This window comes from Methylosinus sp. RM1 (genome assembly GCF_011378635.1).
Taxonomy (GTDB): Bacteria; Pseudomonadota; Alphaproteobacteria; order Rhizobiales; family Beijerinckiaceae; genus Methylosinus; species Methylosinus sporium.
Map to the genome: position 1 here is coordinate 97,815 of NZ_WOVC01000005.1, position 26,308 is coordinate 124,122.

24 protein-coding genes are annotated in these 26,308 nt (G+C 64.9%); 18 read left to right on the forward strand and 6 right to left on the reverse strand.

Translation table 11 applies throughout. The features are described 5' to 3' along the window. Positions 1–185: 185 nt before the first annotated feature. From FMZ75_RS04880 to FMZ75_RS04890, 3 genes are read left to right on the forward strand one after another with little or no spacing between them, the layout of a single operon-like run. Positions 186–2,543, forward strand: coding sequence for an Orn/Lys/Arg decarboxylase N-terminal domain-containing protein (locus FMZ75_RS04880; protein ID WP_166141535.1), 2,358 nt, complete (start codon positions 186–188; stop codon positions 2,541–2,543). Then, positions 2,540–3,109, forward strand: a complete 570-nt coding sequence (locus FMZ75_RS04885; RefSeq protein ID WP_161912867.1) for a GNAT family N-acetyltransferase — start codon at positions 2,540–2,542, stop codon at positions 3,107–3,109. The genes FMZ75_RS04880 and FMZ75_RS04885 overlap by 4 nt, the downstream gene beginning before the upstream one ends. A 38-nt stretch (positions 3,110–3,147) precedes the next feature. Then, a complete protein-coding gene (locus FMZ75_RS04890; protein WP_166141536.1) occupies positions 3,148–3,900 on the forward strand; it encodes a phosphodiester glycosidase family protein in 753 nt (250 codons plus the stop codon). Between the two features lie 10 nt (positions 3,901–3,910). Here FMZ75_RS04890 and FMZ75_RS04895 read toward each other — a convergent pair whose 3' ends face one another. The 3 genes from FMZ75_RS04895 to aroC all read right to left on the reverse strand — a co-directional run bounded on the left by FMZ75_RS04895 (position 3,911) and on the right by aroC (position 6,460). Next, the gene (locus tag FMZ75_RS04895) at positions 3,911–4,222 is read right to left on the reverse strand and encodes a hypothetical protein (protein WP_064032854.1); all 312 of its coding nucleotides are present in this window, start codon (positions 4,220–4,222) and stop codon (positions 3,911–3,913) included. Positions 4,223–4,330: 108 nt separating this feature from the next. Continuing rightward, entirely contained in the window at positions 4,331–5,368 is a 1,038-nt protein-coding gene (locus tag FMZ75_RS04900) for a histone deacetylase family protein (RefSeq protein WP_246728769.1), read from the reverse strand. Between the two features lie 3 nt (positions 5,369–5,371). Beyond that, a complete protein-coding gene (gene aroC, locus FMZ75_RS04905; protein WP_166141537.1) occupies positions 5,372–6,460 on the reverse strand; it encodes a chorismate synthase in 1,089 nt (362 codons plus the stop codon). Between the two features lie 164 nt (positions 6,461–6,624). On the opposite strand from aroC, the gene FMZ75_RS04910 reads away from it, so the two are divergent. From FMZ75_RS04910 to FMZ75_RS04920, 3 genes are read left to right on the forward strand one after another with little or no spacing between them, the layout of a single operon-like run. Next, a complete protein-coding gene (locus tag FMZ75_RS04910) occupies positions 6,625–7,317 on the forward strand; it encodes an RraA family protein (RefSeq protein ID WP_166141538.1) in 693 nt (230 codons plus the stop codon). 11 nt (positions 7,318–7,328) lie between these two features. Further along, the gene (locus FMZ75_RS04915) at positions 7,329–7,826 is read left to right on the forward strand and encodes a DinB family protein (RefSeq protein ID WP_166141539.1); all 498 of its coding nucleotides are present in this window, start codon (positions 7,329–7,331) and stop codon (positions 7,824–7,826) included. Positions 7,827–7,840: 14 nt separating this feature from the next. Next, positions 7,841–8,194: a cupin domain-containing protein gene (locus FMZ75_RS04920; RefSeq protein WP_207783288.1), complete on the forward strand. Its 354-nt coding sequence runs from the start codon at positions 7,841–7,843 to the stop codon at positions 8,192–8,194. 23 nt (positions 8,195–8,217) lie between these two features. Here the strand turns inward: FMZ75_RS04920 and FMZ75_RS04925 are convergent, their stop codons facing one another. From FMZ75_RS04925 to FMZ75_RS04935, 3 genes are all read right to left on the reverse strand, one after another. Next, complete coding sequence (locus FMZ75_RS04925; protein WP_207783289.1) at positions 8,218–12,318, reverse strand: Pls/PosA family non-ribosomal peptide synthetase; 4,101 nt, start codon at positions 12,316–12,318, stop codon at positions 8,218–8,220. Between the two features lie 159 nt (positions 12,319–12,477). Continuing rightward, positions 12,478–12,816, reverse strand: coding sequence for a hypothetical protein (locus FMZ75_RS04930; RefSeq protein WP_370464673.1), 339 nt, complete (start codon positions 12,814–12,816; stop codon positions 12,478–12,480). Between the two features lie 162 nt (positions 12,817–12,978). Continuing rightward, positions 12,979–13,410 carry a copper chaperone PCu(A)C gene (locus FMZ75_RS04935; protein ID WP_158271761.1) on the reverse strand — a complete coding sequence of 144 codons (432 nt, stop codon included), beginning with the start codon at positions 13,408–13,410 and terminating at the stop codon, positions 12,979–12,981. Positions 13,411–13,798: 388 nt separating this feature from the next. Here FMZ75_RS04935 and FMZ75_RS21885 point away from each other — a divergent pair, with 388 nt between their 5' ends. The 12 genes from FMZ75_RS21885 (at position 13,799) to mmoC (ending at position 26,246) form a co-directional block, all read left to right on the forward strand. Beyond that, positions 13,799–15,175 carry an SCO family protein gene (locus tag FMZ75_RS21885; RefSeq protein WP_166141540.1) on the forward strand — a complete coding sequence of 459 codons (1,377 nt, stop codon included), beginning with the start codon at positions 13,799–13,801 and terminating at the stop codon, positions 15,173–15,175. Positions 15,176–15,228: 53 nt separating this feature from the next. Next, positions 15,229–15,597: a hypothetical protein gene (locus FMZ75_RS04945; RefSeq protein WP_142864486.1), complete on the forward strand. Its 369-nt coding sequence runs from the start codon at positions 15,229–15,231 to the stop codon at positions 15,595–15,597. A gap of 105 nt (positions 15,598–15,702) precedes the next feature. Continuing rightward, positions 15,703–16,245 (forward strand): DUF1097 domain-containing protein, encoded by a 543-nt coding sequence (locus tag FMZ75_RS04950; protein WP_166141541.1) that lies wholly within the window; start codon positions 15,703–15,705, stop codon positions 16,243–16,245. 137 nt (positions 16,246–16,382) lie between these two features. Further along, on the forward strand, positions 16,383–18,455 hold the full coding sequence (locus FMZ75_RS04955) for a sigma-54-dependent Fis family transcriptional regulator (protein WP_246728770.1): 2,073 nt from the start codon (positions 16,383–16,385) through the stop codon (positions 18,453–18,455). A 4-nt stretch (positions 18,456–18,459) separates the two neighbouring features. After that, entirely contained in the window at positions 18,460–18,795 is a 336-nt protein-coding gene (locus FMZ75_RS04960; RefSeq protein WP_166141542.1) for a hypothetical protein, read from the forward strand. 71 nt (positions 18,796–18,866) lie between these two features. Then, on the forward strand, positions 18,867–20,549 hold the full coding sequence (locus tag FMZ75_RS04965; RefSeq protein WP_166141543.1) for a molecular chaperone GroEL: 1,683 nt from the start codon (positions 18,867–18,869) through the stop codon (positions 20,547–20,549). 360 nt (positions 20,550–20,909) lie between these two features. Further along, complete coding sequence (gene mmoX / locus FMZ75_RS04970) at positions 20,910–22,490, forward strand: aromatic/alkene monooxygenase hydroxylase subunit alpha (protein ID WP_161912854.1); 1,581 nt, start codon at positions 20,910–20,912, stop codon at positions 22,488–22,490. Positions 22,491–22,622: 132 nt separating this feature from the next. Next, on the forward strand, positions 22,623–23,810 hold the full coding sequence (gene mmoY / locus FMZ75_RS04975) for an aromatic/alkene monooxygenase hydroxylase subunit beta (RefSeq protein WP_166141544.1): 1,188 nt from the start codon (positions 22,623–22,625) through the stop codon (positions 23,808–23,810). 15 nt (positions 23,811–23,825) lie between these two features. Continuing rightward, the gene (gene mmoB / locus FMZ75_RS04980; protein WP_161912852.1) at positions 23,826–24,242 is read left to right on the forward strand and encodes a methane monooxygenase regulator MmoB; all 417 of its coding nucleotides are present in this window, start codon (positions 23,826–23,828) and stop codon (positions 24,240–24,242) included. A 25-nt stretch (positions 24,243–24,267) separates the two neighbouring features. Continuing rightward, complete coding sequence (gene mmoZ / locus FMZ75_RS04985) at positions 24,268–24,777, forward strand: aromatic/alkene monooxygenase hydroxylase subunit gamma (protein ID WP_108916245.1); 510 nt, start codon at positions 24,268–24,270, stop codon at positions 24,775–24,777. 83 nt (positions 24,778–24,860) lie between these two features. After that, the gene (gene mmoD / locus FMZ75_RS04990) at positions 24,861–25,196 is read left to right on the forward strand and encodes a soluble methane monooxygenase-binding protein MmoD (protein ID WP_166141545.1); all 336 of its coding nucleotides are present in this window, start codon (positions 24,861–24,863) and stop codon (positions 25,194–25,196) included. Positions 25,197–25,214: 18 nt separating this feature from the next. Then, the gene (gene mmoC, locus FMZ75_RS04995) at positions 25,215–26,246 is read left to right on the forward strand and encodes an aromatic/alkene monooxygenase hydroxylase FAD-binding subunit MmoC (RefSeq protein WP_166141546.1); all 1,032 of its coding nucleotides are present in this window, start codon (positions 25,215–25,217) and stop codon (positions 26,244–26,246) included. The last annotated feature ends 62 nt before the right edge of the window (positions 26,247–26,308 follow it).

Here is a 26,308-nt window from a genome sequence, read left to right on the forward strand (position 1 = left end):
GGCGATCGGGACCTCCTCACCACGCTATGTAGGGCAGCTACATAGCTTAGGCCGCGGTCTCGCCTTCGGCAAGCGGCCGATTGCGCAAATTTCGAGCGAGGAAGCGTTGTCACGATTGTGTCATCTAACAAGGCTGTGTGTGCGCGACGCCTCCTCTCCTCCGCCAGCGCCACAGGCCGATTCGAATGGACTTCTCCCGTCGCTTCACATTCCTCTTCTCCGCTCCCAATTTCGAGGCCGATGACCTCGAGGGGCTGCGCGTCAATCAGATCATCGCGGCGATCGAGAGCATGGGCTTTCAGGTCGTGCGCGCACGCCGCGTGGAGGACGCCGAGATCGTCGTGCAGACCGACGCCGCCATCGGCTGTCTCGTCGTCGATTGGGGCAAGAAAGGCCTCGAGGGCAAGACCGCCTCGCTCATCGATCTCATGCGCAAGCGCGGCCTCGAAATGCCGATCGTGCTGCTCATTCGCCGCAAGCGCTTCGAGGATATTCCGGTCGAGGTGCTGGACTTCATCGACGGCTATGTCTTCCTCGCCGAGGAGACGCCGGAATTCATCGCCAAAAATCTCGTCTCGCGCCTCAAGCAATACGCCGAGACGCTGAAGACGCCCTTCTTCGGCGCGCTGGTCGATTACGCAGAGGAAGGCAATCAGCTCTGGACCTGCCCGGGCCATAATGGCGGCATTTTCTACAGCCGCAGCCCGATCGGCCGCATCTTCATGGAGCATTTGGGCGAGGCCGTGTTCCGCGACGATCTCGACAATTCCGTCGTCGAGCTCGGCGATCTCTTGACGCATGAAGGGCCGGCGCTCGCCGCGCAAAAGGCGGCGGCGGAAATCTTCGGCGCCGAGAAGACTTACTTTGTGCTCAACGGCACATCCTCCTCCAATAAGGTCGTGCTCACCAATCTCGTCGCCGAGGGCGATCTCGTGCTGTTCGACCGCAATAATCACAAGGCCGCGCATCATGGCGCCTTGCTGCTCGGCGGCGGCGTGCCGATCTTTCTGCCGACGACGCGCAACGCCCATGGCCTCATCGGGCCGATCGATCACGAGGCCTTCGACGAGGAGAAATTGCGCGAGCGCATTCGCGCCAATCCGCTGGTGAAGGACAAGGACGCCTGGCGCAAGGAGAGGCCGTTCCGCGCCGCGGTCATCGAGCAATGCACCTATGACGGCACCATCCATAACGCCGAATGGATCGTCGGCAAAATCGGCCATTTGTGCGATTACATTCTCTTCGACGAAGCCTGGGCCGGCTTCATGAAGTTTCATCCGCTCTATGAGCGACGCTATGCGATGGGACTGAAGAATCTCACCGAGGCGTCGCCCGGAATCGTCGCGACGCAATCGACGCATAAGCAGCTCGCCAGCTTCTCGCAGGCTTCACAAATCCATGTGCGCGATCGCCATATAAAGGGCCAGCGGCGGCGCGTGGAACATCGCCGCTTCAACGAAGGCTTCATGCAGCACGCCTCCACCTCGCCCTTCTATCCGCTGTTCGCCTCATTGGATGTCGGCGCGCAGATGATGAAGGGCCGCTCCGGCGAGCTTTTGTGGGACGACACCATTCGGCTCGGCATAGAGCTGCGCAAGAAGCTGCGCGCCGTGCGGCGCGAATTCGAGGCCAAGGAGCAGGACCCGGCGCGGCGCTGGTTCTTCGATCCTTTCGCGCCCGATTGGGTCTCCATTCCAGACGCCGCGCGTGAATCGGGCGCGCATCGCGTTCCCTGGGAGAGCGTGTCCACCGATCAGCTCGCGCGCAATCCCGACTTCTGGGCGCTGGCGCCGGACGCGCGCTGGCACGGCTTCTCCAATATGGCGCCGGGATTCGCCATCACCGATCCGGCCAAGCTCACTCTGCTGACGCCGGGCTTCGACCGCGAGACCGGCGCCTATGCCGATCATGGAATCCCGGCGCCGATCGTCGCGCAATATTTGCGTGAGAATCGCATCGTGCCGGAGAAGAACGATCTCAACTCCCTCCTATTTTTGCTGACGCCGGGCGTCGAATCGAGCAAGGCGGGAACGCTGGTCTCCTCGCTCGTCGCCTTCAAGCGCCTGCATGACGACAATGCGCTGCTGCAGGACGTCATTCCCGAATTCGTCACGCGCCGCGCCGCGCGCTACAAAGGCGTGCGGCTGCGCGATTTGTGCGCCGATATGCATCGCTTCTTCAAGGAGGCGAACGCCAGCGCTCTGCAGCAGGCGCAGTTCCGGCAGGAGCATCTTCCCGAAATGGCGATGACGCCGCGCGAGGCCTATCTGCGCCTCGTGCGCAATGATGTGGATTTTCTGCCGATCGACGAGATAGAGGGCCGCATAGCGACGACGCTCTTCGTCATCTATCCGCCGGGCATTGCGACGATCGTTCCGGGCGAGCGATTGGGCGCGCAGGCGCGGCCCATGCTCGACTATCTGCGCATGTTCGAGCGCAGCGCCAATCTCTTCCCCGGCTTCGATTATGAGATACAGGGCCTCTACAAGCAGTGGAACGGCGAGGCGAAAATGCGGCTCTACACTTATGTGGTGCAGGAATGAGCATGATCGACGCGAGCGCCGAACGCGCGGCCATCCTCGTGCGCCCCTCGCGCGACGAGGATGTCGACGCCATGCTGGCGATCTATCTGCAGCATGTGCGCAAAGGGCTCGATCCCGCCGATGCGCCGCTCTACGAGCCGCCGCAGAAGGAGGATTTGAAGCGCCGGCGCAAGAATATGGGCAATCATCGACTGCCGCATCTCGTCGCCGAGCATGAGCGCGCCGTCCTCGGCTACGCCTATGTCGTGCCGTTTCGCAAACGGCCGGCCTATCGCTACGTCGTCAAGCATTCGATCTATGTCGATCCGCGCCATCTGCATCGCGGCGTCGGCCGGCTGCTGCTGCAGGCGCTCGTCGATTCCTGCGCGGCGGCGGGCTTTCGGCAGATGATCGGCTATGTCGACGCCGCCAATGAGGCGTCGCTGAAGCTGCATGAGGCGATCGGCTTTCGGCAGGCCGGATATCTTTCCGGCGTCGGATATAAGTTCGGCAGCTGGACGGATTCGGTGATCTTGCAGCGCTCGCTCGGCCCCGGCGCGGCGACGCCGCCCGATGCGCGCAGCTGACGCTGCGGGCGGGGCGGCGGTCATGCTATGATCCGCGCATGATTCCGCTTCGCCGCCTCCTGCCGTTCGCCCTCATGCTCTTCTTCGCCGCGCCCGCAGCCGCCGCGCCGCGCAATCCTTGCCAGGATATAGAGGATGCGGGCGCAAGCTACACCATCTGCGTCTTCGACACGCGCAATGATTCCATCCGGCTCTTCCTCGCCGATGCGAAAGACGAGGTCTATGGCTCCTTCTCGGGGCTCGACGCCGAGCTCGCGCAAAAGGGCGAAAAGCTCCTCTTCGCGATGAACGCCGGAATGTATGACGAGCGGCGCCGGCCGATCGGGCTCTATGTCGAAGGCGGCCACATGGAGAAGAGCGCCAACACCCATTCGGGCGCCGGCAATTTCCACATGAAGCCCAATGGGATTTTCTGGGTGGAGGGCGCGCGCGCCGGCGTCACCGAGACGACGCGTTTTCTCAAAGAGCGGCTGCATCCCGCCTATGCGACGCAATCGGGGCCGATGCTCGTCATCGGCGGACGCATCAATCCGCGCATCCACGACACTGGAACGTCGATGAAGATCCGCAATGGCGTCGGCGTGCGCGACGGCCATATCGTCGCCTTCGCCATCGCCAATCAGCCGGTGACATTCCACGCTTTCGCGACTCTCTTTCGCGAGCGTTTGAAATGTCCCGACGCGCTCTTCCTCGATGGCTCGATCTCGGCGCTCTATGCGCCTTCGCTCGCGCGTCACGATCGCTTCCGCCCCATGGGGCCGATCGTCGGCGTCGTCGAGCGCGCGCGATGACGCGCGCCGCTCACGCCGCTTCGTTGACGGTGAAGGCGCCGACGAAATCGGGGTCCGCGAGAATCTCGCCCGTCTCCCACAGCAGATAATCGCCGGGGCCGGCGATGCGAAAACGGCCGAGGTCCGGCGGCAGGCGGACCTTGCGGCCGGCGTCCTTGCCTTCGAGCTCGATATCGACGCCGGTTCCGTCGATGGCGGCGATGGTGCCGAACATCTGGCGCAGCACCTTGCCATGGGGCGTCACGCGGGTGAGACCGATGAGCGCGCGCTTGCCGATCATTTGCGCGCGAGCCTGGATCCATTCGCTCCTGCCGAGTTCCATTGTTTTCTCCCATCACCAATCGTTGCACGACGTCTCTGATGTAGAGATGCCATGATCGAGATCGTCGTTGATGTGCGTCCGCGCACGCGCCGGGCGAGGACGGAATTCTCACGCCCCCATCAGCGCGCCGACATGAGCGGCGACGCAGGCGGCGAGATCGTCCGGCCGATAGCCGCCCTCGAGCATCGAGACGACGCGCCCGTCACAGCGGCGCGCGGCGATCTCTGCGAGGCGCAGCGTAAGCTCGGCGAAGTCCTGTCTTTGCAGGCGCAGACCGCCGAGAGGATCGTGCAAATGCCCGTCGAAACCGGCGCAAATGAGGAGGATGTCCGGCGCAAAATCGTCGAGGCGCGGGAGAATCGCCTGCGTCCAAGCCTGCGCGAATTCCGCGCCAGCGGAGCCTTTGGCGAGCGGGACGTTGACGATGTTGTCATGCGCGCCGCGCTCACTCGCGGCGCCGGTGAAGGGATAGTGCGGCGATTGATGCGAGGAGCAATAGAGGACCTTTCGGTCCGACCAGAATATCTCCTGCAATCCATTGCCGTGATGCACATCGAAATCGACGATGGCGACACGCTCGGCGCCATGGGCGGCGACGGCGTGACGCGCCGCGATTGCGGCATTGTTGAAGAAGCAGAAGCCCATGGCGCTCTCGCGCATCGCATGATGGCCGGGCGGGCGCATGGCGACGAAAGCGTTGCGGGCGACCTTGCGCATCACCGCGTCGACGGCAAAGGTCGCGCCGCCGGCGGCGCGCAGCGCGGCCTCGAACGAGCCCGGGCTCATGACGATATCGGGACCGAGCGTCGCGAGCCCGCTTTGCGGCGCGGCTTTCTCGAGACGCTCGAGCAGAGAGGGCGCGTGAACGGAGAGGATCGCCTCGAGCGAGGCGGCCGGCGCCTCGGCGCGGCGCAGCGCGGCGAAGGCGTCGCCCTCGAGAGCGGCGGCGATGACGCGCAGCCGCTCGGGCTGGTCGGGACGGCCTGCGCCGACCTCATGCGCGAGGCCAGAAGCGTGGGTGATGAAGACGGTCGTCGGCTCGGCGCCGCCCGCCGCAACGAAATCGGCGGAAAGCGCCAGCCCCGCCGCTAGCGCGAGCGTCTGCCTGCGGGTGAAAGTAGATGACGCCGGCGCTCGTCCGACCATCGGCTACGAGCCCACCTGCCCCCTGTGCCGCAGGAAATGGTCGGCCAGCACAATGGCCATCATCGCCTCGCCCACCGGCACCGCGCGAATGCCGACGCAGGGGTCGTGGCGGCCCTTGGTGACGATCTCCGTCTCCTGGCCGTTGCGGTCGATGGTGCGGCGCGGCGTCAGAATGGATGAGGTCGGCTTGACCGCAAAACGCGCGACGATCGGCTGGCCCGTGGAAATTCCGCCGAGCACGCCGCCGGCCTGATTGGAGAGAAACTGGGGCTCGCCGTCCGGCCCCGCGCGCATCTCATCGGCATTGGCTTCGCCGGAGAGCTCGGCCGCGGCGAAGCCCGCGCCGATCTCGACGCCCTTCACCGCATTGATCGACATGAAGGCGCTGGCGAGATCGGAGTCGAGCTTGCCATAGATGGGCGCGCCCCAGCCGGCGGGAACGCCCTCCGCCACCACCTCGATCACCGCGCCGATGGACGAGCCGGATTTGCGCACGCCGTCGAGATAATCGGCCCAGAACTTCGCGGTCTCCGCATCGGGGCAAAACAGCTGGTTCTTCTCCACCTCCGCCCAATCGAAGCGGACACGGTCGATTTTATGCGGGCCGATCTGCACCAGGGCGCCGCGTATGGTGACGCCGGCGAGCACTTTGCGCGCCACGGCGCCGGCGGCGACGCGGGCAGCCGTCTCGCGCGCCGAGGAGCGCCCGCCGCCGCGATAATCACGAATGCCATATTTCGCGTCATAGGCGTAATCGGCGTGGCCGGGGCGGTATTTCTCGGCGATCTCGCTATAATCCTTGGAGCGCTGGTCGGTGTTCTCGATCAGCAACGCGATCGGCGTCCCGGTCGTCACTTGGCGGCCGGCGGAATCGGCGAAGACGCCGGAGAGAATCTTCACCGCATCGGCCTCCTGCCGCTGCGTGGTGAAGCGCGACTGGCCGGGCTTGCGCTTGTCGAGAAAGGACTGAATCTCGGCCTCGGTCAGTTCCAGCCCCGGCGGGCAGCCGTCGACGACGACGCCGAGCGCCGGCCCATGGCTCTCGCCGAAAGTGGTGATGCGGAAGAGATGGCCGAAACTGTTGTGGGACATTGGGACAGCCGAGGATCGGGGTATGGCGGCGCAAGCGGCGCTGACGCGCAGCTCCATCCGGTCGGAAGCGAGTTTGTAGGCGCCTCTCCAGGCCGGGTCAAATGACGCCGCTCTCGTGATCGCCTATCATCTCTCCGTCTGCATTCGAAAAGAGAGCGACCCGAATGTTCGAGCGACTTTCGACCCTGACCACTGCGCATCTCGCCGACGCCTGCATCCGCCTCGGCGTCGAGGTTCGTTGCGCGCCGAGCGGATTGCGGCCGCTCGTTTCGGGAATGCGCGTCGCCGGTCGCGCGCGACCTGTGCGCCATGTCGGCAGCGTCGATGTATTTCTCGAAGCGATCTCGGAAAATTGCGCGGGCGATGTGCTCGTCGTGGACAATGGCGGCCGGCTCGATGAATCCTGCGTCGGCGATATTGTCGCATTGGAGCTGCAACAGGCCGGTTTCGCGGGCGTGCTGATCTGGGGCCTGCATCGAGACACGGCCGATCTCGAGCAAATCGGCTTGCCGCTCTTCTCCCTCGGCGCGATCCCCGCAGGGCCGCGGCGCCTCGACCCGCGCCCGGCCGATGCAATGACCACGGCGCGCATCGGTTCCGTCGTGGCGACGACGATGGATCTCGTCGTCGCGGACGAAGACGGAGCCATCTTTCTTCCGCTCGATCGCATGACGGATATTGTCCTCCTCGCTGAAAAAGTGAGAGATCGTGAGCGCGGGCAGGCCGCTCGAATGCGGGAGGGCGAGAGTTTTCGCGCGCAGGTCGGCTTCCGGGGTTATCTCGCCCGTCGCGCGGCCGAGCCGGATTTCAGCTTCAGGGCGCATTTGCGCGCCGTCGGCGGCGCTGTCGAGGAATAGGAGCCCGAAAAATGATCACCCCCGCCTTCGCGCCGAAAATGGCGCGCTACAACGCCTGGCAGAACGAGAGCCTCTTTGCGGCGGCCGATACGCTCTCGGATGAGGCGCGGCGCGCCGATCGCGGGGCCTTTTTCAAATCGATCCACGGCACGCTGAATCATCTGCTCTGGGCGGACGCCATGTGGATGAGCCGCCTCGCCGGCGACCCGAACCCGAATGTATCGATCGCCGACTCTGCCTCCTTTCGCGCCGATTGGGCGGTCATGAAGTCGGAGCGCGCGGCGATGGACGCGCGGCTGATCGCCTTTGCGGACGCCTTCGACGAAGCGGCGCTCGAGGGCGATTTCTCCTGGTATTCGGGCGCCAAGCAGATGGATATCGTCAAGCCGCGCAAGCTCGTCATCGTTCATCTCTTCAACCATCAGACCCATCATCGCGGACAGGTCCATGCGATGCTGACCGCGGCCGGCGCGCGCCCGCAGGACACCGATCTGATCTTCATGTCGTGAGGCGCGGAGGGCGAATGCAAATGAGCGTCGTCGGCAAGGAGGACGTCGAGCATTATCTGTGGGGCGGCGATTGCGAAGGCTGGCGCTTCGTCGATCGGCGCGATCTCGGCGTCATTCTCGAGCTTATGCCGGCGGGCCGCGCCGAGACGCGCCATATTCATGAAAAAGCGCGGCAATTCTTCTTTGTTCTGCGCGGCGCCCTCAGTTTCGAGATCGCCGGCGTCTGCTGCGTCATAACGGCAGGACAAGGCGTCGAGATCGCGCCGGGAACGGCGCATCGGGTCCGCAACGACGGCGACGAGGATGCGGAATTTCTGGTGATCTCGCATCCCTCGACGCGCGGCGACAGGATCGAAGCCGAGGATTGAGGCGCGAGAGCCGCGCCCCACCTTCACGCCGCTTTGCTGGCCGCGCGCTCGGGCGCGACCGCGACTTGCGCCGTCGCGGCCGGCTCGGCCGGCGCGCCGATCCATTCGGAATGCGCCGGAATCTTCTCGCCCTTCATCACCACGGTCAGCGGTCCGAGCCGCGCGAAATCGCCGACATGGGTGTCGTAGAGCACGGTGGAGCCGGCGCCGACGGTGACGCCGCGGCCGATCTCGACACGGCCGACTTTCATGACGCGATCCTCATAGAGATGCGTCTGTAGCGCAGCCACCTGATTGAGGGCGGCATAGTCCCCGACGCTCACGCAGTCGAATTCGGTGATGTCGGTCATGTCCATGAACACGCCCTTGCCGAATTTCGAGCCGAACAGGCGCAGCATCCAGGGCAGGAAGGGCGTGCCGCGCAAATGCTCGAGCAAGATTTTGCCGGCGAGGCCCCAATAGAGCACGGCGCAGGCCTCGGTGCGCATGGCCCAGAAGGACCACATGGGCTTCACCTGCGGCTCGTAGCGCCCCATGGTCAGCCATTTCACCGCCACCACGACGAGCGTCATGCCCAGCGAGATGAGCGTCGATGACAGCACGAACAGCCAGAACACCGACAAATAATCGCCGTCGATGAGCTTTTGGCCGAAGCTCTCCACCGCCCATGTGCCGAAAGTGATGAACAGCATGGTCGGCAGCGAGACGTTGATCGCCTCATAGGCGGCGCGCGCCGCTTTTTTCCAGAAGGGCGGCTGATAGGTCCAGGCGGCGCCGCCGCCGTCGAAGGTCTGGCGCACCGGCAGCTTCATCGGCGGCGAGCCGAACCAGGTGTCGCCCTCGGAGAGCTCGCTATTGGCCGGCGGCTTGGATTTGATGCCGATCAGCGCGCCATTGGGAATTTCGGAGCCCGGCGGCACCACGGCGTCATTGCCGACGAAGACGCGCGCGCCGGTCTTCACCTTTTTCAAATACATCCAGCCGCGGCGCATATCCTCGTCGCCGAGCACGACCTCATCGGCGATGAAGCATTTCTCGCCGATCTCGACGAGATCGTAGCGGCCGGAGAGATTGGTCGAAATCTCCGAATCCTTGCCGATCTTGGCGCCCATCAGCCGGTACCAGGTGCGCATATAGAGCGTGGCGAACAGCGAGGAGAGCGTCTCCAGCGTCACCTCGGTGGCGAGCGCCACCGCCCATTTGCGCAGATAGAAGCCCGACCACACCGAATAGGTCCCCTCCGAGACGCGCGGCAGCACGATCCAGCGGAAGGCCACGATGAAGGCCACGGTGACGAGCACCAGCACGAAGGCGGTCGGCCAGGCGAAGAGCGGGATGGCGGCGAGATAGAGGGCGTGATCGACATCCGTTATGCCGAGCCAATTGTCGAAACGGTCGAACACCCAGAAGGCCGGGAAGATCGGCAGCAGGCCGAGCGGCGGCAGAGCCAGCACCAGCGCGGTGAACATGAAGCCCATGGCGAGCCGTTGCGGCGCCGAGGCGGTCGATTGCGGATCGAGCGCGCGGGCGTCGACCTCGCCCTTGTAGCGCGCCGGCGAGCCGTCCCAGATCTCATAGGCCCCGATATGCGAGCCGGCGGGAACCGAGGTCAGATCCTCGAGCGCCGCGCCCTCGCCGATGAGGACATTCTCCTCGATGACACAGGAGGTCCCGACATAGGCGTCCGCGCCGATGTCGATCGTCCCGATGATCAGCTCATTGCCGACGACGCGGGCGTTGGCGAGCTTCAGCTTGGAGCCGAGGCTCGCGCCATCGCCTATGCAGACGAGATCAATCGCGCCGACGTCCAATTCGCCGATGATGGCGTCCGCGCCGATCTTCGCGCCGAGCGCGGAGAGATAGAGGCGCATCAAGGGCGAGCACTGGAACCATTTGGCGTGGGTGAGGCCGATGAGGCGCTGCGCCAGCCACCAGCGGTAGTAATAGACGCCCCACAGCGGGTATCGCCCCGGCCTAGTGCGGCCGATCACCAGCCATTTGCCGAGGATCGACACCGCCACAGTGGCGATGTTGACGCACATATAGACGCCGAGCAGAGCCGCCACTTCATCGATTATATTGGCGTCGGGCGAGGTGAGCAGCTGATAGGAGACGAAAACGCCGAGCCACTGCGAGGTGACGAAAGCGAGGATGAAGGGCAGCGCGGCGGCCTGGGCGAGGCCGCAGAGGAAGCGCCGGAGCAGCGGCGGCGGCGTGAAGGAGAGATCACGCGGCGGCCCGGCGAGCGACGCCTTGCCGTCGAGATGGGCGGCGAGGGCGCGCAGATTGCGCTCCGAATAGAGGTCCTGCAGCGTGATCGAGGAAAGATGCGCCGTCTCGCGCACCACCGACACAAAGCGCGCGGCGAGCAGCGAATGGCCGCCGAGATCGGTGAAGAAATCGGCGTCGAAGGGGATGGCGCCGGGCGGCAGCACGCGCTTGGCGGCGTCGAGCAGCGCGGCCTCCGTCTTCGTGCGCGGCTCCTCCTGCGCCTCCGTGTCGATCAGCGGGGCGGTGAGCGGCGCCCGTTTCAGCGCTTTGCGGTCCACCTTGCCGGAAGAGAGCCGCGGCAGCGAGGTCACCACCTCGAACCGGCCCGGAACCATATAGGAGGGCAGAAACTCGCGCAGCTTGGCGCGCAGGTCGCGCGGGTCCGGCGATACGGCCGTCGCGCCGACGAGAAAGGCGACGAGCTCGTCCAGCCCATTCTCATTGCGCAGAACCACGGCCGCCTGACGAATATGGTCGAGGCGCGAGAGCGCGGATTCGATCTCGCCCAGCTCGACGCGGAAGCCTCTGATCTTCACCTGATCGTCGATGCGGCCGCGAAAATGCAGATCGCCGCTCTCGTCCAGAATCACCGCGTCGCCGGAGCGATAGAGGATCGGATCGGAGCCGTCCGAGGGGAAAGGATTGGCAATGAACTTCTCGGCGGTCAGCTCGTCGCGGCGCAGATACCCTTGGGCGACGCCCGGGCCGCCGATCAGCAGCTCGCCCTCCGCGCCCGGCGGCAGCAGCGCCAGATTTTCATCGACGACATAGCAGCTGTAATTGGGGATCGGCTTGCCGATCGTCACCGTCTCATTGGGCCAGACCTCGGAGACGGTGGCGACGACCGTCGCCTCGGTGGGACCGTAGCTGTTGAAAATGGTGCGGCCGGCGCGCGCCCAGCGTTCCGCCACCGAAGGCGGGCAGGCCTCGCCGCCGAGCACGATCTTCCTCAGCGTCGCGACGTCGCGCGGCATGGCGGCGAGCAGCGTCGGCACAGTGTCGAGCACGGTGACGCCGGCTTCCTCCAGAATATCGGGCAGCGCCTCGGTCTCGCCGATGATCTGCGGCGTGGCGACGAAGAGCGACGCGCCGGCGAGATAGGGAATCCAGATCTCCTCCATGGAGAGGTCGAAGGCGACGGAGGCGCCCTGGAACACCACATCGGAGGCGGAAATCCGATAGATCTCATTGGCCGAGCGCAGATAATGACAGATGTTGCGCGCGGTGACGACAATGCCCTTGGGCGTCCCCGTCGAGCCCGAGGTGTAGATGAGATAGGCCGCATGGTCGCCCGTCGCGCCGAGCCCGCGCGGATCGGGGCAGAGGCCGCCGGCGACCGCGATCTCTTCGTCGACCAGCGTCTCGACCGAGACCGACGGGGCGGCCTTGGCGGCGAAAGCGGCCGAAGTCAGCAGCGCCTTGGCGCCCGCATCGGCGAGGCAGACCGCGATGCGGTCGACCGGCGCGTCGGCGTCGAAGGGCAGCCAGGCGGCGCCGGTCTTGGCGATGGCGATCTGGGCGATCAGCAGCTCCGGCCCGCGCGCGCCCCAAAGGCCGACGACGTCGCCGGGCCCGATGTCCCGCGCCGAAAGGCCGCAGGCGATGGCCGAGGCCTGCGCGTCCACCTCGCGATAGGTGAAGCGCCGCTCCAAGGTCGCCATGGCGAGCCCATTGGGCGTCGCCGCGACGCGGGCCGCGAAAATCTCGCAAAGCAATTCGTCGCGCAGCAGATGCGGCATGACCGCGCCGCGCATCACGGCCCTCGCCGTCGCGTTGCGCGCCTCGTCCTCGGCGATCTCCGCATTCTCGTCGAGACGCGAGCTCTGCGCGAAACTGGGGTTCAACTCATTCATTGCGTGACATATCCGCGGGAAATCCGCGCCCATCTAGCATGAGAGCGAAGGCCGATCCTATCCCGCACTCCGGCTGAATGCGGGATGAACCCCACTATGGGAGGGATTTTGTCGCCGCAAAGACGGGCGCAAAAGGCTCCGCCCGTTTTTGCGTCATATTCATGACGAAGTGGTTACAATAAGAGATCGCCTTGTTTGCTCGAGGTCTCGCGTTCGGCCTTGCGGAAGACGCTCGGGTCGATCCAGGGCAGATGCGGCTTTTGGCCCCGAACGGATCCTCGATCGTGAGAATTTGAATTCGTTGAAACTTGCCATGCATCGGACTCTCGTGAGGCCGGCTGCCGTCGCGTCCCGGCGCATGGTCGTCGTAGAGTCCTCGAGGGTGAGGATCACGCCGATTTTGGCGCCTTCGCGCTCGATCGTGGCGATGAGGTCGCGGATCATCGCCACGCCGACATTGCCGCCGCCTTTGACCGAGACCACGGCCTTTTCCGCGATCTTTCCGTCCGGCTTGAAATAGAGGTATCCGTCGACTCCGCCATCCGCCCCTTTACGGCATCCCTAATTGGCCGGTCGCCCGCCGGCGGCAAAGCTCCGCCCTTGGATCATTTTCGCGCCGCGCCGTGGCGTCGCAATCCTACGCCGACGCCGCGGCCGGGTTCAATGCGCGCCCGGCCGCTCGATGTGGAACAGCACCGGCCGCGGCCCTGCGCGCTCGAAGCGCAGCGTCCCGCGCATGGTCTCGCCCTCGGCGAGGGGCCCGCGCAGATCGACGAGCATGAGATGATAGCCCTTTTCGCGGAAATCGACGACCGACTCGGGCGGAAGGTCCACCCCATCGGCGAGCGGCCGCATCCGTCCGACGCCGTCGGCCACCTTGGTCACATGCAATTCGACGCGACCGGCCGCCTCCGCCTCCACGCCGAGCAGCCGATCCTCGATCTTGCCGTCGTTGCGCAGGGCGAGATAGCAGGCGCCGATCCTCACTCCTTTGGGGGGCGTCGCGCACCAGGCGCGCTCCACCTCTATCGCGGCGGGCGCGGAGAGCGCCACTGTCGCAAAAAGGAGCAGCGGGAGCGTGAGCGCCCGCAATAGGCAAAATTTTCCATATCCTATCGAGGATAGAAGGTCGCGCCGCCGCGGCGAGCCTGTGATCATGTCTCGAGCCGATTGTTGAACATGCCCCTCGGCGCGAGGTCCGCAACTTCGGCGCCAGCGCACAGAGAGACACATGAAGCGACAAACATAGCGCGAAAAGGCGCTGAGCGGCGAATTTCGGATCGAAATCTGCACAGACGTATCGCTTTCGCGCGCATTGCGACGATCACGATCGAACGCATGGTCGTTCACTTTCTGCACGCGACGTCCGGTCGCATCCACATCATTCGCCTTCGCGTTGACCTATATGCGCAATTGCTGTTTTCGATAAGACCTCGCGACACTGAGAGCCGCGACACGACGCCGCGAAATGGAGACCTGCGTGACGGAGCCCTGCGCGCAGCCCGCGCCGACGAAACCGCGATCCGCCCATCCCGCCGCCGACGCCGCGCCTGCCGCGCCGCGCACATTCGCTTCGCTCTTGATGCGCGCGGCGACGAGCGCCGCCAACGGCCTCGCATCCTTCTGCGGCCGCCTCGCCGGCGACGCGCCCGCGCAACGCGGCGAAATCGTCGAGCGCGTGACGGTGGAGAATGGCGTCGTCTGCGTCGCGCATTATGTGCGCGGCCGGCTCATCGACCAGAGGCGCGTCAAGGCCGCCGATCTCGTCATCGAGCGGCGTCTCGATCGCGCGCGTCGCTATCTGCAAGTGGAGATCAGAACCGCCGGACGCCGGCTCGAGATCGGACGTCATTCGACGCCGGCGGAAAAGGAGAGCGCCGTCGAGCGCCTCGCCGACGGCCTGCGCGGCATAGAGGTGGAGCCGCGCATACGCACCACATTCGTCGAAGCGCTGCGCCGCGCGCCGAGAACCGGCGCGCGGCTCGCAGCGCGCTTTCGCCGCCTCATTCGCCGCCGCGGCCTTCGTCGTTCGAGCGGAGCATCGGTCTCCATCCCGCCCGAGAGCTCCGCTCGCTCCAGCCGCCCGGCGGGCGCCCGCACCGCGCCGGGCGGCGAACGCCGCATTCCCGCCGCGCTCGGCGCGCGCCGATGGTGGATCGCCATCGCCGCCGCCGTCGTTCTGGCGAGCGCCGCCGCGCCGCGCCTCGCGCCGCACACGCAAGCGGCCGCGCGCGGCTTTTCGCCCGCCTTCCGGCTGACCGCGACCAATGGCGCCGTCGTCGACGAAACGACCATGCTCGGCCGGCCCTACGCCATCTTCTTCGGCTTCGCGCATTGTCCGGAAGTCTGCCCCAGCACGATGCTCGAGGTCGCGCGCGCGGCCAATGAGGCGGATCCCTCCGGCGCCGGCTTCGACATTCTCTTCGTCACTCTCGATCCCGAGCGCGACACCGCCGAAAGCCTCGCCGATTTCGTCTCCTCCTTCGGACGACGCATCATCGCCCTGCGCGGCGCGCCGGAGGAGATCGACCGCGCCGCGCGCGCCTTTCGCGTCTATCATCGCAAGGTTCCTCTCGACGGCGGCGACTATACGATCGACCACACCACGCTCGTCTATCTCGTCGATCACGAAGGCGTCATGTCCGGCGTCGCCTCCTTCATGGATCGTGGCGGCGACGCTGCGAAAACGCTGAAGGATTTCATCCGCCGCGCACACGCGCCGCAAAGGCGGAACGGGGCGCGGAGCAGAGCGGAGCGCAGACGCAGGCGTGGGCGCACGTTCGCGACAACATGCCGCATGTGCGCGAGGGAGCGTCGCTTGACGCTCGCGGGCGCCGCTCGTACCGTTGAAATCTGAACGCTTCAGAGCATATGACCTTGCGAATCCTCGGCCGGACACATTCGAGCGTCATGCGAACGGCCCTGAGCTTGGTCGCGGCGCTGCTGTTCCTGCTGCAGACGGTCGGCGTCGGCTTCGCCGCCGGAGCCACCGCCGACAGCGCGCAATTCTCCGGCGTCGTCTGCGCGACTTTCAAGGCCGACTCCGCCCGCGCTTCGCAAAACGACTCTTCCCCGATCGAGAGCCATCATGTCGGCCCCTGCTGCATTCTCCATTGCAGCTCGGCGATAGACGGCGAGGAAGAACGCGTCCTCATCGCGATCCTTCCGCTCGAAATGTTCTCCGGCGCGCCGACGCCGCTCTATGTCGTCGACGCCGTCGTCGCCGCGCCCGAGCTGCGGCCGCTGTTCCCACGCGCGCCCCCAGCGCGCCTCGCCTGAACTCCCCCACTCTCCTTTTCGAAGATCGACGGACCACTGCGCCGTCGAGGGATTCATGCGATCTGCGCCGATCCTCGATCGCGCGCGCAGCTGGAGGCTATTGTCATGAGCATCACATCCTTTAGGGCCGTGAGCGTCGGCGCTCTCGGCGGTCTCGCCGCATTTCTGGCGCTCGGTCCCGCCGCATCCTATGGCGCGCAGCTCTTCGCCGCGCTCATCGGCTGGGCCGGCTATATGCAATTCGGCGGCAAGCTCGAGGGGCTCAAGAAGTCGATCCCCCATCATCTGTTCGGCGTCCTGCTCGCCGCTGTGGCGCTCGTCGCCGCCACGCGCCTGCCCTATGGCGAGACGATCGGCGTCGCCGCCTGGACGGCCATCGCCGTGGCGGTGACGCTCGTCCTGCTCGTGCTCGCCTCCAAGCTGCCGGCGCTCGCCGAATGGCCCGTCTCCCTCGCCGCCTATGCGACGCTGCTCGCGACGACGCACGCCGACGACCTGCTCGCGCTCGCGCCGAATAATCCGGCGCTGCTGGCGGCCTTGTCGCTGATCGTGGGCGCCGTCTTCGGCTATGCGGCCGAACAGCTCGCCGAAGCGCTGCAGAAGCTGCCCCTGCCCGGCCAGAAAGCCCCCTCGGCCGCGCGCAGCTGAGCGCCGACCGCTACGACGTCGAAAGCGCGCCCGCCGTCGAAGCGACGGCGGGCGCCGGCCATCGCATGAGCGCCCCGGCGCGGACGCCCGGCGCAACACGTCACAATTCGGGAGGATCGCTTTTGAGCGATATGGCAATGAGATCCCCCTTGCTCGATCGCGCGGCCGCCTCCGTCGCCGCTCTGCGCGGCGCCGAGGAGACCGGCTTCTACGGCGTCGATCGGCCGGGCGTCGCCTGGGACTGGATGAAGCAGACCGGCCAGGCGCCCGCCGGCGCCGATTGGGTGCGCCCGCAGGTCGCGGAAGCCTGGGCGCGCTGCGTCGACGACCATGCTCTGCCCCCCGGCGCGGAATTCGCGCCGCGCCAGCGCCGCCTCGAGAGCGGCGCCTCGGAGCTCGACGGCTGGCGCCGCAATTCGCTCGGCGGCGTCGCCGGGCATCTTTCGGCGCTGGTCTATGATCTGCGCACGCTGCTCGACGAGACCAATGTCGCGCTGCTGCTCGCCGATCCGGCGGGCGCCGTCGTGCATCTGCTCGACTCCGGCTCGCGCATAACGGCCGGCGGCGCGCAGATCGGCCGCATCGGCGCCGATTGGAGCGAGGCCAGCCTCGGCAATAATGGCGTCGGCACGGCGAGCCTGTTGCGCGAGCCCGTCGCCTTCGACGGCAAGGAGCATTTCAACGGCGCGCTGCATCGCTTCGCGACCGCCGGCTGTCCCATCGTCGCGCCCGACGGCGGGCTCTGCGCGATCCTCGGCATGATCTCCGATCGGCGCGACGCCGCCAAGCTCGCCCTCGGATTTCTGAAGATCGCGCGGCATATGCTGGAGGCGAGCCTGTTCGACCGCCTCGCCGCCGACGGCTATCTGCTGCGCCTGCGCGCGATCGGCGAAGCGGATGCGCGTTTCGCCGACGAAGGCCGCGTGTTCGTCGGCGCCGACGGATATGTTCGCGGCGTCGACCGCGCCGCCGTCGAGGCGCTCGGCGGCGGCTATTCCGCGCTCGTCGGCGCGCGCGCGGCGACCGCGCTCGGCGTCGATCTGCCGGCGCTGATCGCCGCGCATGAAGGCGGCCGCATCCTATCGCTCCCCGATCGCAACGGCCGTCCGCTCTATGCGGAAGCGCATCGCTGTCCGAGGCGCGACGGCGCCGCCTCATCGGCTCGCCGCGCGCCCGACCGCGCCGACGCCGCGCCCTGCGGGCCCGACGCCGAGCGCGATTGGAGCGACAGCGTGCTGGAGACGGCGCTGCGCAAGGCGGCCGGCTTGCAGGAGCGCAATATTCCGATCCTCATCACCGGCGAGTCCGGAGTCGGCAAGGATTATCTGGTGCGCCGCCTGCACGCCGGCGGACCGCGCAAGGAGCGTCCGCTCGTCGCCATCAATTGCGCCGCCATTCCGCGCGAGCTGATCGAGAGCGAATTGTTCGGCTATGAGGGCGGCAGCTTCACCGGCGCGCGCGCAAAGGGCAAATCCGGCAAATTCGTCGAGGCCGACAAGGGCATATTGTTCCTCGACGAAATCGGCGACATGGCCGCCGATCTGCAAGCGACGCTGCTGCGCGTGCTCGACTCCAGCGAAGTCGTGCCGATCGGCTCCAGCAAGCCGATCCGCGTCGATGTGCGCGTCGTCGCCGCCACCAATCGCAGCCTGCAGGAGATGGTGCAAAAAGGCGCGTTTCGCCGCGATCTCTACTATCGCCTCAACGGCGTGCAGCTATGGCTGCCGCCGCTGCGCGAGCGGCCCGATCGCCTCGGGCTGCTGGCGCAATTGTTCCGCCTCGAGCGAGACGCGCTGGGATCGGCGGAAGATCTGCGCTTTTCCGATGAAGTCTGGCGCATATTCTTCAAGCATCCCTGGCCCGGCAATATTCGCGAGGCGCGCAATGTGCTGCGCTCCAGCATCGCCGTCGCCAAGGGCCCGGTCATCGAGATCGACGATCTTCCGATCGATTTTCTACAGGAGCTCGACTTCGATCAGCGCGTGACCGACGCCGAGTCACAAGACGCCAATGTCGACGAAACAGTCGAGCTCGAAGCCGGATTCGACCTCTCCGATTGGGAGGCGCGCGCCGTTCGACATGCGCTCGCCTCGAGCAAAGGCAATATCGCCAAAGCGGCGCGCAGCCTCGGCATCACCAGAGCGACGCTCTACCATAAAATGGCGCGCTACGGCTTGCGAAGCGATCGGCGCATCGTCTCCAAGAGGTGACGCGATGGGACCGGAAGACCGCGATTTTATCGAAGAAGCCGCCCGCGCGCTCGACGCCTCTCTGCGCGAGCTCGAGGAAGAGGAAGAGCGTCTGAAAGAAATCATCGGCGAGGAGCGCGTGCGAGAACTCGCGGCCTATCTGCGCCGGGAATTCGAGCCTGTCGACATAGAGGAAATACGTCGCACGCTCGATTTCGACGATCGCCGATTGATCTCCGTCTGGATACGTGTCGAGCGCAACCGCGCGCGCCGTGTGGCGGCGGGCCGCAGCGCGATGACGCTCAACGCCGGACGCGAGGACATCGACATTACGGCTTTCGACAAGCCCAAGAAAAAATAAGCGAAACGAAAAAACAAAGGAAACGCGCGCGACGCCGCGGCGGCGCCGCGCATCAGTGGAGGATTAGTGTCGTGGCCAGGAATATTCGCTTCGGCGACGCCGTTCGCAAAAAGCTGCTCGATGGAGTCGATGTTCTCGCCGACGCGGTCGGCGTGACGCTCGGGCCTTGCGGGCGCAATGTCGTCATCGAGCATCGCGCCTCCGGCTTGCCGCCGGTCGCGACGAAGGACGGCGCCACAGTGGCGCAGGCGGTCGAAGCCGCCGGACGCATGGAGAGCGTCGGCATAACGCTGGTGCGCCAAATGGCGACGACGGTCGCCAAAGAAGCGGGCGACGGCTCGACGACCTCTGTCGTGCTGACGCGCCGCGTCGCCGCGGAAACGCGAAAAGCGCTCGCCGCCGGCATGAATCCGCGCGACGTCTCGCTCGGCATGGAGCGCGCCGCGCGCGCGGTCGAGGCCGACCTTTTGCGCCGTTCGCGTCGTTGCGACGATCGGCGCTCGCTCGCTCATGTCGCGACTCTCGCGGCCGGCGGCGATGACGGCATAGGCGAGATCGTCGCGGAAGCGCTGGAGATCGCCGGCGAAGGCGGCGTCGTCGATGTCGAGCTCGGCAATGGCGTGACCGACGAGATCGAATCCGTCGAAGGAATGCATTGGGAACAGGGCTATCGCTCGCCCTATTTCATGACCGACAGCGCGCGCAAAATCGCCGAGCTCGAGAATCCCCATATTCTCATCTACGATCGCGTCATCAATGAATTTTCCGAGCTGGTGCCGGCGCTCGAGCTCGTGCGGCGCCGCGGCGGCAGCCTGCTCGTCGTCGCGGAAAACATAGCGGAGGAAGCGCTTCCCGGACTCTTGCTCAATCACATTCGCAAGAATCTCTGCTCCATCGCCGTGAAGGGGCCGGGCTATGGCGACAGTCGCTACGAATATCTTCTCGATCTCGCCGCGCTCACCGGCGGCCGCGCGATCATGGAAGCGTTCGGCGAAGATATTTCCAATGTCACGATCGAGCATCTCGGCCGCGCGCGACGCGTCGTCGTGCGCGAGGACGATACGCTGGTCATCGGCGGCGAAGGCGACGCCGCCGTCATCGCCGATCGCCTCGCTTCGGCGAAACGTCAGGCCGATTGGATCGTCGAAGGCGACGGCTCCAAAGGCTCGCCGAGCGGCAAGCGCCACGAGCTCCAAAATCTGCAGACGCGCATAAAAGCCCTGTCCGGCAGAATGGCGACGATCCGCGCCGGCGGCTTGTCGGACATCGTCATCAAGGAGCGTATGCAGAGAATCGAGAATGCGCTCAACTCCGCCCGCTCAGCGCAGAATGACGGCGTCATCGCCGGCGGCGGCGTCGGACTCTATCGCGCGCGCGCCGCTCTCGCAGAGCTGCGCGGCGACAATCTCGATCAGGACCATGGCGTCGCCATCGTGCGCGCCGCGCTCGACGAGCCGATACGCCGCATCGCCGCCAACGCCGGCGTCGACGCCGATGAATTCTTGTTCGAGCTGCGGCGATCGAATGACGATTTCTGGGGAATGGATATGCGCAGCGGCGCTTGCGGCGATCTCTTCGCCGCCGGCGTCATCGATCCCGTGCGCGTCACGCGTCTCGCATTGCGCAATGCGGTCGCCACGGCCTCCTCGCTGATGACGGTGGAATGCGCGGTGACGCATATTCCGCCGAGCGATCCGACATTCGGATTCGATGCGCGCCGCGCCGCCGAAACGCGCGAAGATCCACGCGCCTGATCAGGCCCTCGATCGCCGCGATCATGCATGGATCGCGGCGATCGAAACAGTCGATGAAATTCGTGCGTATGCTTATTTGACAACTGTATCGAGCGCCGCCTTCGAATATTCCCGCGCTCACGTCGTATCTCTTTCACGATCGTTGCGAATCCCTTGCAAACTCTATGATTCCGCAAAATCACCATCAGTGGCACGGGGCTTGCCATAACAATAAGCGTCGTCGCTTCCGCAATAGATGAATTGCAGACGACATCGAAGTTTCCATTTCGAAAGTTTGGAAAGCGGCGCTCACGTTCGGATCTGCGACTGCAGACGAAGTCGTCGATCCGAGAAACAAAAAGTCTGTGAGGAGGAAGAAGCATGGCAATCAGTCTCGCGACAAAAGCGGCGACCGATGCTCTGAAGGTCAACCGCGCTCCGGTCGGCGTCGAGCCGCAGGAGGTCCACAAGTGGCTGCAGAGCTTCAACTGGGACTTCAAGGAAAATCGCACCAAATACGCCACCAAATATCACATGGCGAACCAGACCAAGGAGCAGTTCAAGGTCATCGCCAAGGAATACGCCCGCATGGAGGCGGCCAAGGACGAGCGCCAGTTCGGCACTCTGCTCGATGGTCTGACCCGTCTCGGCGCCGGCAACAAGGTGCATCCCCGCTGGGGCGAGACCATGAAAGTGATCTCGAACTTCCTCGAGGTCGGCGAGTATAACGCCATCGCCGCTTCGGCCATGCTGTGGGACAGCGCCACCGCGGCCGAGCAGAAGAACGGCTATCTCGCTCAGGTGCTCGACGAAATTCGTCACACGCATCAATGCGCTTTCATCAACCACTATTACTCCAAGCATTATCACGATCCGGCCGGCCACAATGACGCCCGTCGCACCCGCGCGATCGGCCCGCTGTGGAAGGGCATGAAGCGCGTCTTCGCCGACGGCTTCATCTCCGGCGACGCCGTGGAATGCTCGGTCAATCTGCAGCTGGTCGGCGAAGCCTGCTTCACCAATCCGCTGATCGTCGCCGTCACCGAATGGGCTTCGGCCAATGGCGACGAGATCACGCCGACGGTGTTCCTGTCGGTGGAGACCGACGAGCTGCGGCATATGGCGAACGGCTATCAGACGGTGGTGTCCATCGCCAATGATCCGGCGGCGGCGAAGTTCCTCAACACCGATCTGAACAACGCCTTCTGGACGCAGCAGAAGTATTTCACGCCTGCCCTCGGCTATCTCTTCGAGTATGGCTCCAAGTTCAAGGTCGAGCCCTGGGTGAAGACCTGGAACCGCTGGGTCTACGAGGATTGGGGTGGAATCTGGATCGGTCGCCTCGGAAAGTATGGCGTGGAGAGCCCCCGCTCGCTGCGCGACGCCAAGACGGACGCCTATTGGGCCCATCACGATCTCGCCCTCGCCGCTTACGCGCTGTGGCCGCTCGGCTTCGCGCGTCTGGCTCTGCCGGACGAGGAGGATCAGGAGTGGTTCGAGGCGAACTACCCGGGTTGGGCCGATCACTACGGCAAGATCTACAATGAGTGGAAGAAGCTCGGCTATGAGGATCCCAAGAGCGGGTTCATCCCCTACGCCTGGCTGCTGCAGAACGGTCACGACGTCTATATCGACCGCGTCTCGCAAGTGCCGTTCATCCCGTCTCTCGCCAAGGGCTCCGGCTCGCTGCGCGTGCACGAGTTCAACGGCAAGAAGCATTCGCTCACGGATGATTGGGGTGAGCGTATGTGGCTGTCGGAGCCGGAGCGCTACGAGTGCCACAATCTCTTCGAGCAGTATGAGGGACGCGAACTGTCCGAAGTGATCGCCGAGGGCCATGGCGTTCGCTCCGACGGCAAGACGCTGATCGCCCAGCCTCACGTGCGCGGCGATAATCTCTGGACGCTCGAGGACATCAAGCGCGCGGGCTGCGTCTTCCCCGATCCGCTCGCCAAATTCTGATCTTCATTCGGCGCTTCGCGTCGAATTGCAACGGGTTCCCGGCGCGTTTCGCGCGCGCCGGGTCCTCGGCGGGCGACGTGCGTCCGTCGACAAGCACGAAGCACGAAAAATCCCTAGTGGAGGACGTCTGAAATGTCACAGCCTCAGAGCTCTCAGGTTACGAAGCGAGGTCTCACCGATCCGGAACGCGCCGCGATCATCGCCGCCGCGGTTCCGGATCACGCGCTCGACACGCAGCGCAAATATCATTATTTCATCCAGCCGCGCTGGAAGCGCCTGTCGGAATATGAGCAGCTGTCCTGCTATGCCCAGCCCAATCCCGACTGGATCGCCGGCGGCCTCGATTGGGGCGATTGGACTCAGAAGTTCCACGGCGGCCGTCCGTCCTGGGGCAATGAGAGCACCGAGCTGCGCACGACCGACTGGTATCGCCATCGCGATCCGGCCCGTCGCTGGCACGCGCCTTATGTGAAGGACAAGTCGGAAGAGGCGCGCTACACGCAGCGCTTCCTCGCCGCCTATTCTTCCGAGGGCTCGATCCGCACCATCGACGCCTATTGGCGCGACGAGATCCTCAACAAATATTACGGCGCGCTGCTCTACAACGAATATGGCCTGTTCAACGCCCATTCGTCGGTCGGCCGCGACTGCCTGTCGGACACGATCCGTCAGTCGGCGACCTTCGCTGGTCTCGACAAGGTCGACAATGCGCAGATGATCCAGATGGAGCGTCTGTTCATCGCCAAGCTCGTGCCGGGCTTCGACGCTTCGACCGACGTGCCGAAGAAGATCTGGACCACCGATCCGATCTACGCCGGCGCCCGCGGCGCGGTGGAAGAAATCTGGCAGGGCATTCAGGATTGGAACGAGATCCTCTGGGCGGGTCACGCCGTCTATGACGCGACCTTCGGCCAGTTCGCCCGTCGCGAGTTCTTCCAGCGCCTCGCCACGGTCTATGGCGACACGCTGACGCCCTTCTTCACGGCGCAATCGCAGACCTATTTCCAGACCACGCGCGGCGCGATCGACGATCTCTTCGTCTATTGCCTCGCCAATGATCCGGAATTCGGCGCGCACAACCGCACCTTCCTCAACGCCTGGACCGAGCATTATCTCGCGCGTTCGGTGACGGCGCTGAAGGATTTCGTCGGCATCTACGCCAAGGTCGAGAAGGTCGCGGGCGCGACCGATCGCGCTGGCGTCTCCGAGGCGCTGCAGCGCGTCTTCGGCGATTGGAAGGTCGATTACGCCGACAAGATCGGCTTCAAGATCGACGTGGACCAGAAGGTCGACGCCGTTCTCGCCGGCTACAAGAACTGAAAAGGAAACGCTCCTATGTCTAGCGCGCATAACGCTTACAACGCCGGAATCATGCAGAAGACCGGCAAGGCTTTCGCGGACGAGTTCTTCGCCGAGGAGAATCAGGTCGTCCACGAATCCAACGCCGTGGTTCTGGTCCTGATGAAGAGCGACGAGATCGACGCGATCATCGAGGACATGGTGCTCAAGGGCGGCAAGGCGAAGAATCCGTCGATCGTCGTCGAGGACAAGGCGGGCTTCTGGTGGATCAAGGCCGATGGCGCGATCGAGATCGACGCCGCCGAAGCCGCCGATCTGCTCGGCAAGCCGTTCTCGGTCTACGACCTTCTCGTGAATGTGTCGTCGACCGTCGGCCGCGCCTACACGCTCGGCACGAAATTCACCATCACCTCGGAACTCATGGGCCTCGATCGCGCCCTGACCGATATTTGATCGGTCGACGATAAGGATTGCCACAATGGCGAAGAGAGAACCGATCCACGAGAACTCCACTCGCACCGAGTGGGAAGGAAAGATCGCCAAGCTGAACAGTGTGGACCAGGCGACGAAGTTCATTCAGGACTTCCGCGTCGCCTATTCCTCGCCCTTCCGCAAGAGCTACGACCTCGACGTCGATTATCAATATATCGAGCGCAAGATCGAAGAGCGTCTCTCGGTGCTCAAGACCGAGAAGCTCTCCGTCGCGGATCTCGTCACCAAGGCGACGACCGGCGAGGACGCCGCCGCGGTGGAAGCCGCCTGGATCGCCAAGATGAAGGCCGCCGAGAGCAAATATGCGGCGGAGCGCATCCATATCGAGTTCCGTCAGCTCTACAAGCCGCCGGTCCTGCCGGTGAATGTGTTCCTGCGCACCGATGCGGCGCTGGGCACCATTCTGATGGAGCTGCGCAACACCGATTATTACGCCACGCCTCTCGAGGGTCTGCGCAAGGAGCGCGGCGTCAAGGTCCTGCATCTGCAGGCCTGATCGCTTCGCTTTCGGCAATGATCCATGCGTTCGGGCGGCGTGTGCGCCGCCCGAAGGTCATTTCCTCGAAAGGAGAGGATGCGATGGCGCATTCTGCGGAACCTGCGACCGAAGAGTCGCGCATTCTGATTCATTCGGATGCGCGCTACGAGGCCTTTACGGTCGACCTCGACTATATGTGGCGTTGGGAAATCCTGCGTGACGGCGAATTCGTCCAGGAAGGCTGCTCGCTGTCCTTCGATTCGTCGCGCGAGGCGGTCGCTCATGTGCTGAGCCATTTCAAGCGGCAGGACGAGGCCGCGCAGCGGCCCGGCGACAATAGCGCGGAGATCAAGCGGCTCCTGCAATCGCTCGGCACGCCGATCCCCGTCAATGAGCAGAACGATTCGACGAAGAACGAGCTGGCGCAGCCAGAGTAGAGACAGGGCGAAAGACGTATGTACCAGATCGTCATCGAAACTGAGGACGGAGAAACCTGTTCGTTCGAATGCGGACCGAGCGAGGACGTCATTTCCGCGGGGCTTCGTCAGAGCGTCATCCTGCTCGCCTCCTGCCGCGCCGGCGGCTGCGCGACCTGCAAGGCCGATTGCACGGATGGCGAATACGAGCTCATCGACGTCAAGGTTCAGGCTCTTCCGCCGGACGAGGAGGAGGACGGAAAGGTTCTGCTGTGCCGCACCTTTCCGCGCAGCGACCTTCATCTCATCGTGCCCTACACCTATGATCGCATCTCCTTCGAGGCGATCCAGACCAATTGGCTCGCCGAGATCGTCGAATGCGATCGCGTGTCGTCCAATGTCGTGCGGCTCGTGCTGCAGCCCCTCACCGCGGATGGCGCAGCGCCCATCTCGTTGAACTTCGCTCCCGGGCAATTCGTCGATATCGAAATTCCCGGCACGCATACGCGCCGCTCCTATTCCATGGCCTCGGTCGCGGAGGATGGTCGGCTCGAATTCTTCATCCGCCTGCTGCCGGACGGCGCTTTCTCCAATTATCTGCGCACGCAGGCGAGCGTCGGCCAGCGCGTCGCGCTGCGCGGGCCGGCCGGCTCCTTCTTTCTGCACAAGAGCGAGCGGCCGCGCTTCTTCGTCGCCGGCGGCACCGGCCTCTCGCCCGTTCTGTCGATGATCCGGCAATTGAAAAAGGAAGCCGATCCGCAACCGGCGACCTTGTTCTTCGGCGTCACCAATTATGAGGAGCTCTTCTATGTCGAGGAGCTGAGGGCGCTGCAGAAGGCCATGCCGAGCCTCGATGTGCAGGTGGCGGTCGTCAATGCGACGGAGGCGAATGGCGTCGCCAAGGGAACGGTCATCGATCTCATGCGCGCCGAGCTCGAGAAGCTGCGCGGCGCGCCGGACATCTACCTTTGCGGTCCGCCCGGCATGATCGAGGCCGCCTTCGACGCCGCAGCGACGGCCGGCGTTCCCAAGGAACAGGTCTATCTCGAGAAATTCCTGGCGAGCGGCTGAGCCGAGCCCTTTTCCTTCTTCGCTCGGTCGCGCTCCCGAGCGGGGGCTCCCGACTTCCTGCC

What these genes read in the sequence shown, in the direction of transcription:
- aroC (WP_166141537.1), bottom strand. Translation starts at nt 6,460, where the DNA reads ATGTCCCACAACAGTTTCGGCCATCTCTTCCGCATCACCACTTTCGGC.
- FMZ75_RS04925 (WP_207783289.1), bottom strand. Translation starts at nt 12,318, where the DNA reads ATGAATGAGTTGAACCCCAGTTTCGCGCAGAGCTCGCGTCTCGACGAG.
- FMZ75_RS04915 (WP_166141539.1), top strand. Translation starts at nt 7,329, where the DNA reads ATGATCACCCCCGCCTTCGCGCCGAAAATGGCGCGCTACAACGCCTGG.
- FMZ75_RS04920 (WP_207783288.1), top strand. Translation starts at nt 7,841, where the DNA reads ATGCAAATGAGCGTCGTCGGCAAGGAGGACGTCGAGCATTATCTGTGG.
- mmoY (WP_166141544.1), top strand. Translation starts at nt 22,623, where the DNA reads ATGTCACAGCCTCAGAGCTCTCAGGTTACGAAGCGAGGTCTCACCGAT.
- mmoD (WP_166141545.1), top strand. Translation starts at nt 24,861, where the DNA reads ATGGCGCATTCTGCGGAACCTGCGACCGAAGAGTCGCGCATTCTGATT.
- FMZ75_RS04910 (WP_166141538.1), top strand. Translation starts at nt 6,625, where the DNA reads ATGTTCGAGCGACTTTCGACCCTGACCACTGCGCATCTCGCCGACGCC.
- mmoC (WP_166141546.1), top strand. Translation starts at nt 25,215, where the DNA reads ATGTACCAGATCGTCATCGAAACTGAGGACGGAGAAACCTGTTCGTTC.
- FMZ75_RS04950 (WP_166141541.1), top strand. Translation starts at nt 15,703, where the DNA reads ATGAGCATCACATCCTTTAGGGCCGTGAGCGTCGGCGCTCTCGGCGGT.
- FMZ75_RS04885 (WP_161912867.1), top strand. Translation starts at nt 2,540, where the DNA reads ATGAGCATGATCGACGCGAGCGCCGAACGCGCGGCCATCCTCGTGCGC.
- mmoX (WP_161912854.1), top strand. Translation starts at nt 20,910, where the DNA reads ATGGCAATCAGTCTCGCGACAAAAGCGGCGACCGATGCTCTGAAGGTC.
- FMZ75_RS04955 (WP_246728770.1), top strand. Translation starts at nt 16,383, where the DNA reads ATGAGATCCCCCTTGCTCGATCGCGCGGCCGCCTCCGTCGCCGCTCTG.
- mmoB (WP_161912852.1), top strand. Translation starts at nt 23,826, where the DNA reads ATGTCTAGCGCGCATAACGCTTACAACGCCGGAATCATGCAGAAGACC.
- FMZ75_RS04895 (WP_064032854.1), bottom strand. Translation starts at nt 4,222, where the DNA reads ATGGAACTCGGCAGGAGCGAATGGATCCAGGCTCGCGCGCAAATGATC.
- FMZ75_RS04945 (WP_142864486.1), top strand. Translation starts at nt 15,229, where the DNA reads ATGCGAACGGCCCTGAGCTTGGTCGCGGCGCTGCTGTTCCTGCTGCAG.
- FMZ75_RS04880 (WP_166141535.1), top strand. Translation starts at nt 186, where the DNA reads ATGGACTTCTCCCGTCGCTTCACATTCCTCTTCTCCGCTCCCAATTTC.
- FMZ75_RS04890 (WP_166141536.1), top strand. Translation starts at nt 3,148, where the DNA reads ATGATTCCGCTTCGCCGCCTCCTGCCGTTCGCCCTCATGCTCTTCTTC.
- FMZ75_RS04960 (WP_166141542.1), top strand. Translation starts at nt 18,460, where the DNA reads ATGGGACCGGAAGACCGCGATTTTATCGAAGAAGCCGCCCGCGCGCTC.
- mmoZ (WP_108916245.1), top strand. Translation starts at nt 24,268, where the DNA reads ATGGCGAAGAGAGAACCGATCCACGAGAACTCCACTCGCACCGAGTGG.
- FMZ75_RS04900 (WP_246728769.1), bottom strand. Translation starts at nt 5,368, where the DNA reads ATGGTCGGACGAGCGCCGGCGTCATCTACTTTCACCCGCAGGCAGACG.